The 9,714-nt window shown below is 26.4% G+C and carries 8 protein-coding genes; all 8 read right to left on the bottom strand.

What is annotated here, in order from left to right; translation table 11 throughout:
* Nucleotides 1-348: IS66 family insertion sequence element accessory protein TnpB (gene tnpB / locus CLPUN_RS13620; RefSeq protein ID WP_008419068.1), on the bottom strand; the 348-nt coding region annotated here is incomplete at its 3' end.
* Complete coding sequence (gene tnpA / locus CLPUN_RS13615; protein WP_077847808.1) at nucleotides 341-664, bottom strand: IS66 family insertion sequence element accessory protein TnpA; 324 nt, start codon at nucleotides 662-664, stop codon at nucleotides 341-343. The genes tnpB and tnpA, both read right to left, overlap by 8 nt.
* A gap of 171 nt (nucleotides 665-835) precedes the next feature.
* Nucleotides 836-1,894, bottom strand: a complete 1,059-nt coding sequence (locus CLPUN_RS13610) for a radical SAM/SPASM domain-containing protein (RefSeq protein WP_158078769.1) — start codon at nucleotides 1,892-1,894, stop codon at nucleotides 836-838.
* Nucleotides 1,888-2,295, bottom strand: a complete 408-nt coding sequence (locus CLPUN_RS13605) for a hypothetical protein (protein ID WP_077847806.1) — start codon at nucleotides 2,293-2,295, stop codon at nucleotides 1,888-1,890. Before CLPUN_RS13605 ends, CLPUN_RS13610 begins: the two co-directional genes overlap by 7 nt.
* Nucleotides 2,279-2,689, bottom strand: a complete 411-nt coding sequence (locus CLPUN_RS13600; RefSeq protein WP_077847805.1) for a hypothetical protein — start codon at nucleotides 2,687-2,689, stop codon at nucleotides 2,279-2,281. Before CLPUN_RS13600 ends, CLPUN_RS13605 begins: the two co-directional genes overlap by 17 nt.
* A gap of 18 nt (nucleotides 2,690-2,707) precedes the next feature.
* Entirely contained in the window at nucleotides 2,708-5,566 is a 2,859-nt protein-coding gene (locus tag CLPUN_RS13595; RefSeq protein ID WP_077847804.1) for a S1 family peptidase, read from the bottom strand.
* Nucleotides 5,567-5,578: 12 nt separating this feature from the next.
* The gene (locus CLPUN_RS13590; RefSeq protein WP_077847803.1) at nucleotides 5,579-6,814 is read right to left on the bottom strand and encodes an MBL fold metallo-hydrolase; all 1,236 of its coding nucleotides are present in this window, start codon (nucleotides 6,812-6,814) and stop codon (nucleotides 5,579-5,581) included.
* 717 nt (nucleotides 6,815-7,531) lie between these two features.
* Nucleotides 7,532-9,709 carry a DNA topoisomerase III gene (locus CLPUN_RS13585; RefSeq protein WP_077847802.1) on the bottom strand — a complete coding sequence of 726 codons (2,178 nt, stop codon included), beginning with the start codon at nucleotides 9,707-9,709 and terminating at the stop codon, nucleotides 7,532-7,534.
* Between the last annotated feature and the right edge of the window lie 5 nt (nucleotides 9,710-9,714).

Here is a 9,714-nt window from a genome sequence, read left to right as displayed (position 1 = left end):
AAAGCTGTTTCTTACTTCAATTGGCTTAAATTTAGACTTAGTTCTAACTTCATAGCCCATAAGCAGCCATTTCAATTCTTCTTTGTTGATTTTAAGAGCTTCGTCAGGAGTCATTGGCCATTTCAATTTACTATTTTCAAGTCTAAAATAGTACAGCCAGAATCCTTCATCAAAGTGAAGTATCTTAATTCTATTCATTTGCCTATTACAAAAAACAAACAAAGCTTTTTCAAACGGATCTAGCTTTAGCTGCGTCTGCACAATCACGACTAGCCCATCAATGCTTTTTCTCAAATCTGTTATTCCACACGCAAGATAAACTGTATTAACTTTATTAAGATTAAACATTTGTAATCAAATCCTTAAGTAGATTACTCAAAACAGCTATTTCATTAGCCGGTACATATATTTTAACTGCTCCTATTTCTATTATTATATTAGGTCTATCAGCTGGAACTACAGTGATTTCAGTTTTTACTCTTTCTTCTCTCATGGAAATAGCATGAAACTGTAAATTATTATCTTCATCCTTAAATTTCTTTTTATAGTAATAGAATTGACTTTTAGTAATGTGATTTGCATTGCAGAAATTTCCTAACGTTCCTTCGTAAGAAGAAAAGGTAGCAATAATTTCTCTCCAATTTATATTTTCATTATTATTCATATAGGTAAACCTCCATTGTTAAAATCTATGTTAATTTTAACAATGGAGGTTTACATTTATCTATCCGTTAATTTTTTTACGCTTACTTATTTTCTTCATATATATAAGAATCATCTTTTAAATACAAATATATTTTCAATGATGATCACACTCCTTTACCAAATTCTACATTCATTTTTTATCACATAATAATATATCTTTAAAGATTGGACATCCTCCATTGCAAATTCCTTCTTTTTCACAAAACCCTACACAATTATTGTTCTGTAACTTATCTCTTATAGTATTGAATTGGTTGGAATCTCTCCAAGCGTCTATAATTCTCTTTTTTTTCAAATCAATTCCAACAACTTTATCCATCATAAATGAACAAGGATATAATTTAAAATCTTCTGAAATAAATGCTGAGAACCGTCCTGCTTCACATGACTCTATATACTCTTTTTTTATATTCATACAACTAACCACACCTGAAATGCTGCAACTATCAAACCCTATTTTAAAGGGTAACTTCTTACTTTCAATAATATTGAATAATTTAACAAACTTCTTATTATTTTTAAGCAGCAATTCCTTATTGAGAATATTTCTTCCAACAGGCTTATAATTCAAAAAAACTATTGCATTTATGCCCTCTAAGTGGTTAGGTAAATTTTCTAACCAATCAATTGCTATATCTACTGAACTGCTTGTTAATACAAAATGAATATTAGTTTTAATTCCTTTATTAAGTAGTTTAGTTACACTTGCTCTCATTTCACTATAAGGTTCATATGCACTAACTGCGACTGCTCCACAATACCTTTTACTTGCATTCAATACTTCTAATGTTAATCCTCGTCCATTAGTCGTATATGATGGGACTATGCCATACTTTTCTCTAGCTAACTGTAAAAATTTTATAAACTCAGGATGTTGATTAGGATTTCCACCTCCAAGTGCAACTTGTAATGTATCCATTTCTACAGCTTGTCTTAATATATCTTCAAAATCATCTACGCTCATATGCTTACCATGTTCATTCGAGTTTCTATAGCAAAATTCGCATCCTTTATCACACCATTTTGTTATTGATATATCAATTAATTCCGGACCGTGATTTGACCAAAAGGGTTCTTCATTCTCTTTAAATTCACATCTCACATTAACTCCAGTGTTTTTATTAAAATAAATATAGTACCCTTCATCCATGTATCTTTTTATAAATATATTGTGATTATTATTTACCATACACATATTTCTCCATTAAAATACAATTCATCAGAGTCTATACAAAATGAATCTGTGCAGAAGAAAGTTTCTATATCATTGTTATCACTATGTAACCTTCCAACATAAACTTTTTTCCCATCTTTAATAGAGTTATTTACTCTCTCAGTAATAAATTCATCAAAATTTTCTTGAAGAAAAGTATCAACATCTTTACATTCTGCATAGCCTTTCGCATATTTTTCAATTGGCTCCATATTCTCATGTATCGAATTATATAAGCCTTCAAATACGTACTTGAAATCTGAATCACTTTTAATTCCAATATTCTTCAAAAAATTATCTAAAGAAAACTCATTATTTATAATTAAAATAAACGAAGTTGACGAACTATTTGTAATATAATCAGTTTTGATTTTCATTTGATACCTCCATAAGAATATTATTAAGCTTTTCAATTAATTCATCATTAATTAGCGTACTAATTCCATAATCAGTTTTTTCTAATAGATCAATATAATAAATTTTTTCATTTTCTCTCTTAGTCCTCATTATTAATTCAATAAATTCCCTATTTATGAGATACTTGCTATATAAATACTCCTCTAGGTTAGTATATTCATCCAAATAATACTTAATATATTTACTTTCTAAATCAATATCTAAATCAAAAAATGTATTATATACCTTTATCATTAGATCACATGCAAAAGAGTTTTCCTCTACTTTACATTTTGATATAAATTGATTTTCCGTTAATTTAGCCTTATCAAACAAAATAAAATATTTATATTCTGAAACCATTAATATAATCATTTTTTCACCATCTTTCCTTTATAAACCTCTATAATTAAAATTTTTCCTAGATTTATCATATATTAATTTTAACTTTTTACTTACTTCTTCAGAAAGGTTCAATTCTTTATTTTTTGATAGAACATCATTAATAATTTTTTGGACATTTGAGTTCAGAACTTTTAAGTTACTTTTTGAAAATTTGAATAAAATATTAGCTGCACTGTTCTGCTCTCTTTTTAAAAACTCTACAAAAACATTTAAAACCTTATAATTGGTTCCAATAATAATTATCAAGAATTCAAATAAAAATTTATGTCCATCTAAATTACCTTTTTCTTCCAATAATTTATATAAAAATTTCAAGAAATCATCCATTGGAAAATACATATATTTTCTTTCAAAAGTATACAGACTTTTTACTTCTTTAAAGATTGGAATCACCAAATCTCTAAACTCATCTTCCTGTAAACTTAAAATAATATTTATTAATATTTCTGTGTTCAACTTGTTAAAATATTTTATATCATATCTATGTAATAAATTCACAATAATTTTAGAAGCATATTTAATATCTTTTTTAAAAATTCGACTTATTTTTTCTATATCTTCATTCACAATATACTTATCTTCTACTGAATAAATGTTCGTTAAAAAAACTTTTTCATACCAGTCTTGTTTAAATAAAATTTCATTAAAATCCTTATCATTATATATTTTACCTTGATAAAATATATATTTTTGTACGCCCTCTATAACTTCGCTAGGATTATTTGTAATATTATAAATTAAATCATAATATTCCGTACTGCTTTTAACACCAAATAATTCAAGTAAATGTTTAGCAATCAAGTAATCTCTAAATTCATCAAAAGTAAAATTAATAACCAATTCCTCTTTATTTGTCAATCCTTTTTTTATTATAATATCCTCTCTAAATACTATATCCTCATCGACTATATCCTTTAATAATTCCTTATTAGCAAACGAATTTATAGTATTCTTAGGTATATCTGTATACTTTTCATTAACTATCATATATTCAGCTAAATCAGATAATAATTTTTCATAACTACATTTTTCACAATTCTCTATATCACTAAATTTTTTTTCCTTAATTGTCATAAACTTTTTATCAAAATATTTTTTAAATACATCATACTTATATATATCATACATTAATGGCAGCACAATTTGTTCATTTTCATTGATATCTCCATAAGCCTCACAAAAAGTTCTTAATAGTAATGTATCTTCTGTTAAAGTTTCAAATACATTTTCTGCAATATTAGTAGTGCTTAAATTAAAAAACTTGAAATATCCATAAAACAATCTCTCTTTTTCAATATCATTTCTATTAAAATTATTTACTCTGTTGTGATATAGTTCCTTTTCACCAAAATGCTCGACTAGTTTTCTATATCTATCTTCAAAATATTCTTCTCTACATGTAAGAATAAATTTACAATTTAACTTAAATTCATCAATAAATAATATTAGTTTCTCCCTAAACTCTGCTATGTTAGAATTTTCATTTAATCCATCTATAATAATAACAATATCTTTGTCATCATTTGTTCTACTTTCATTTAACAATTTTTTTATTTCATCAAGTTTGTATTCTTTTTTAAACACAACATCGTGAATATAATTTTCTATATCAAAAACATTAAAATCCTTTGCATTAAAGTATAATGTTATAATATTTTTCTTATGTAAAAAATTCTCAACAAAATCACAAATGAAATTTGTCTTACCTTGCCCAGCTTTTGCTGTAATCAAGAAAATACTAGCTTTCATTAACCTTATCTTATCTAAGTATTTAGTTAAAGTTCCCTCCACAATGCACTCATTTTGAATTTTATATAGATTTTGTTCAAATCCAAAAATTCTATTGGGAGCTATGTCTTGTTTAAACTTCTCTTCAACTTTAATATTTAATGAATTCAACTCACTCAAAATCTTCTTTATCTTAACTTCAATTTTATCTAACCGCTCGTTAATATTGAATATATTTGTATTAGTTTTTAACTCATCTTCTATTTCAATTTTGAAAATAGGTAGATTAAATTTACTAAGGTAGTAATTTAAATTTCTAAATGTTAAACACTCTATATCTTCTAGTAATTTATAATAAAATAATATCTTATCTGTGAAATATCGAGTTTTTTCCTTTAAATCACCAGTTTCAACAAATATATTCTTAACATATTTTTTATTTATAATGTTCTTATTAATTTCATTTTGGGTATGCTTATATGATAACTCTTTCAATTTTTTTATATATATATTTTCAGTGATATATTTTAATGGAATCACTTCTTTTAATTCAGTTATGCTGATTGCACCTATTGATATAATTTTTCCAGCAGCTTCAGATTGCTCAATTATAACACCCAATAACATGTCGTTTATAACAAATGGAGCTCCAGACAACCCTGACAAATCATTTATATTTGAGGAGCTTATTTCTAAATCAATATTAGTATTTTCAGAATTTAATTTACTTAATAATCTAGACACTAAACCTTTTTCTATGTGCCCTTTTCTTCTTTTCACTTTTGGATATCCAAATGTTCTCCATTGATCTTTTTGAGGATTTATATTGTAATCTATAGTAAATTTTAATTCATTAATATCAAATTTTTCATTCAATTCCAAAATAGCTATTTGTGATTTTTCTTTCATATCTACGATTTTTGCCTCATAGAACTTATCATCACCTAAATTTATTGGATTGACAAATATCTTATCTCCTAAATCATCATAATTACTAACAACGTGATATGCAGTGATTACTATACTTCTATCAATGAAAAAACCTGTCCCTAATATTCCATTTTTATCTTTCTCATTATCTCCACATATAATTCTTACCACAAACTTTTCTAATTCCACTTATATCTCCCCCTAGATACAAATACTTATTTTTTCCTGCGCATCACTACAAACAATGTCATAGTTATATATTTCCTTCAACTCTTCAGACTCAAAATAAACTATACACTCTACTTTATAATTAAATACTAGATATACTTTTTCTTTATTTCCTTTATTCTTAGTAATAATTTTAGATATTACTTCAACACTTGGATGTCCCTCATGAGATTTACCATCTGTTGAAAAAATATAATACTTTGCTCTTACGAAATTAATCCAATTACTATTATTTCTTAGACTTCCATGATGCGGAAGTTTAATCACATCATAATATTTCTCTTGACCATCTTTGCATTCATTCAATAATCTATTAATTACTATATCTTCATGACAATCCCCTAAAAATAACATTTTCTTTTCTTTATAAGAAATCTCTACACCTATAGATGCTCCATTTGATTTAGAATTATCTTTTTCTTTTGCCTCAACTAATTTTAATTTTTCTATTTCAAATTTAATTGGGGCATATGAGATGTTATCACTTTCTTCCACTTCAAACTCATTTATATTTTTAATATAAAATTCATAAGCGTCATCAAAAATTACATCGTTTGTAATTTTGAAATCATATTTTTTACTTCTTAAAAATGATAGCCATATTCTTGATAAATTCTTCATTTTTTTAAAATTTGGTGAAATTATATTAATATTAATTTCATCAAGATTACAATTTGATTCTATTTCACTGCATATTGGTCCTCCACAAAATGATTCATTCCAATTGTAATTGTAAGCATAAAGATAACTTGCAAGGGTTGATCCTTGAAGCGCACTAATCCCTTTGTTTTCATTAAATTCATCTGTTTTTTCAATTGAATTAGAGTTTTTAATTTCATCTAAAATATCAAGTTCTTTATCATTTCCAATTAAATTATCATTTTTTTTTATTTGTAGATGCTTATAACTATTATGCCAAACTTCTTCTACTTCAATTATCTTTGTGTTCCTTGAATTCTCTTTAAAAAACTGAATTGCCCCTTCAATATGATCTTTATCAATATGAGATATTATCATTAAATTAATCTTTCCTCCAATAGCATTTAATTCTAGAAAATCCTTCTTCATATAAAGCTCATATGTTTCTTTGAATCCCATATCAATAACAATATTTTTTCCATTAGAAAATTTGATTAAAAATGCATCTCCACTTTTAGCTGGATATATATCAATTTGTATATATTTCAAACCATCACGCCCTCTATTCATTGAAATTTCACATACATTTTATATGTCATTATAAATAATATAAAATAGACACTTCATACTAATTAGTGAAGTGTAAAAAAATATGTCAATTATCTTTATTATACTTCAATTTTTACAAACTTTTCTATATTATCTATAATAATTTTTATTTTCCATATATTTAGTTTCTAAAGAGCTCAACTTTCTCTATCAATATATCATTTAACCTTGAAAATTTTATACTTCAAATATAAAAATACACTTATCTCCATATCTTTTTCTAAATTGACATTACAATCTTCTAATTCTTTATTATCTAACTTTAATTTTCATCTACAATTTTTAATTCAATGATTTATTTTACGTACAGTTGTGACATTTATGTCTGAATTATATTAATTACTCTTAGCTTACTAGCATATCAATATTAATTCATTAATCTTTTAAGACTTTATATGCATATTATGCTATAATTGAAAATATCCTAATACTAATGTAACACTTTATATAAAGTTTTTAGTTTAGGCTATTAGATTTTACTTGGAAAGAAAATGAACGCTATTTTTGCGATTAGATGGGGCGTTCTTTTCTTTTACACAAAAATTCATTCTTATATAATTTAAATCAATTTTATATAGTACATTGTTTTTATATAAAGAAAATACCTAACAAAGTTATTTTTTCTGGTGTAATACTAAAGGTAGAACAATCATTGTATTGTTCTACCTTTAGTATTTGTTATTTATTAAAATCTTTTAAAAGATCGGCAAATGGATTATTTAAGTCAGCTTCTGCCTCTTTTCTCATTTTCTTCATTATATTGTTAACTTCTTTTTTATTAGTTTTGGCAGATTTATCAAATCTCTTTTCAAAGACAGATGCTTTTTCTCTAAAATTACAATTACTCCCTGGACAAATATAGATTTTCCCTTCGCCTTGACCTCTAATTTCTAGTCGCTTTTTGCACTCTGGACATCTTGCATTTGTCACTCTTGAGATATTTTCTCTATAACCACATTCTCTATCCTGGCATACATTCATTATACCATTCTTTCCTTTTACTTCTAATAAATATTTTCCACAATTTGGACACTTCTTTCCAGTTTTATTATCATGAACAAATTTACTATTATCATCTTTAACATCTTCAATAAGAGCAACAGTATAATTTTTCATTTCTCTTATAAATTCATGTGCATTAGATTTTCCTTTTGAAATTTCGTCTAATCTTTTTTCCCATTTAGCCGTTAAAAGTGGAGATTTTAATTCATTTGGTACTAATTCAATCAATTGTTTTCCTTTTGATGTAGGTATAATTTCTTTTCCTCTCTTTTCTATAACAAAAGAATTAAAAAGTTTTTCAATAATATCAGCTCTCGTAGCCACGGTCCCAAGGCCTCCAGTTTCTCCTAACGTTTTAGCCGCCTCTGTTCCAACTTTCATATATTTATGTGGATTTTCCATAGCAGATAATAATGATGCTTCATTAAATCTTGCTGGTGGAGTAGTTTGTCTTTTTATTAGATTTATAGAATCAACTCTAATTATATCTCCTTCTTTAATCTCTGGTAACTCTTGAGTATTTTCTTCTTCATCGAATGAATCTTTTTCATAGAGCTTTTTCCATCCCTTAATCCTTGTAACATTGCCTCTAGCCACAAAAGTTTCCTCATCTATCTTGACTTTAACTGTGGTTTGCTCGTATTCATATGCTGGTAATAATACACTTAAAAATCTTTTTATTACTAAGTGATAAATATGACTTTCTTCAACACTTAAATTCGCCAAATTACCTTTCTCTTCTGTGGGAATTATAGCGTGGTGATCAGTAACTTTTGAATTATCAACATATCTATTATTTCCCCTGATTCCTTCTTTAACTAACTTTTCACAATAAGCTCTATATTCTCCAAATGTAATAGCTTTCAATCTCTCAGGTATCGTCGAAACTATATCTGTAGTTACATATCTTGAATCTGTTCTAGGATAAGTTAGTACCTTATGATTTTCATATAATCTTTGCATAATATTTAGAGTTTGTTTTGCTGAATATCCCCAAATCTTATTTGCATCTCTTTGAAGTTCAGTTAAATCATAAAGCGCAGGAGAATATTTCTTTTTATCAGATTTTATTACTTCAATCACTTCTCCATTTTTTCCTCTGCATTTAGCTTCAATCATTTTAGCAATATTTTCATCAAATATAGAGTTATTCCCATTCTTTACCCAATTCAACGTAAATTTATTATTTTTTATTTCTATATTATAATAGTCTGTTGGTTTAAAATTTTTAATTTCATCTTCTTTATTTACTATCATGGCTAAAGTTGGAGACTGTACTCTACCAGCTGATAGTTGGGCATTATATTTACAAGTTAAGGCTCTTGTTACATTTAATCCTACTATCCAATCTGCTTCTGCTCTACATTGCGCTGCTTTATACAAGTTATCATATTTTTCACCTGGTTGAAGATTATTAAATCCATTTACTATTGCTTTTTGTGTTTGAGATGATATCCATAATCTTTTTATAGGTTTTCTTACCCCTGACTTTTCCAAAATCCATCGTGCAACCAACTCACCTTCTCGACCACTATCAGTTGCAATCACAATCATCTCAACATCTTGCCGAAGCAACTGCTTTTTAACTTCAAAAAATTGTTTAGAAGATTTCTTAATAACGGCTAATTTCATGTGCTTAGGTAACATAGGCAAACTTCCCATATCCCATTTTTTATATTTTTCATCATAAGACTCTGGTGATTGAAGTTCAACTAAATGTCCTAGAGCCCATGTTACTATGTATTTTTCCCCTTCTATATAACTCCCCTTATTATTACACTTACCTTTAATTATTACTTTTGCTATTTCTCTCGCTACGCTTGGCTTTTCTGCCAGTACTAATATTTTATTCATTTATT

Origin of the sequence: Clostridium puniceum, assembly GCF_002006345.1 — a bacterium.
Taxonomy (GTDB): domain Bacteria; phylum Bacillota; class Clostridia; order Clostridiales; family Clostridiaceae; genus Clostridium; species Clostridium puniceum.
The sequence above is the reverse complement of the archived record's forward strand: the minus strand, read 5'-3'. Positions and strand labels throughout refer to the sequence as shown.

Excerpts from the sequence above, each read along its gene's own strand:
- CLPUN_RS13585 (WP_077847802.1), bottom strand. The coding sequence starts at position 9,709 with ATGAATAAAATATTAGTACTGGCAGAAAAGCCAAGCGTAGCGAGAGAA.
- CLPUN_RS13605 (WP_077847806.1), bottom strand. The coding sequence starts at position 2,295 with ATGAAAATCAAAACTGATTATATTACAAATAGTTCGTCAACTTCGTTT.
- CLPUN_RS13590 (WP_077847803.1), bottom strand. The coding sequence starts at position 6,814 with ATGAATAGAGGGCGTGATGGTTTGAAATATATACAAATTGATATATAT.
- CLPUN_RS13610 (WP_158078769.1), bottom strand. The coding sequence starts at position 1,894 with ATGGTAAATAATAATCACAATATATTTATAAAAAGATACATGGATGAA.
- tnpA (WP_077847808.1), bottom strand. The coding sequence starts at position 664 with ATGAATAATAATGAAAATATAAATTGGAGAGAAATTATTGCTACCTTT.
- CLPUN_RS13600 (WP_077847805.1), bottom strand. The coding sequence starts at position 2,689 with ATGATTATATTAATGGTTTCAGAATATAAATATTTTATTTTGTTTGAT.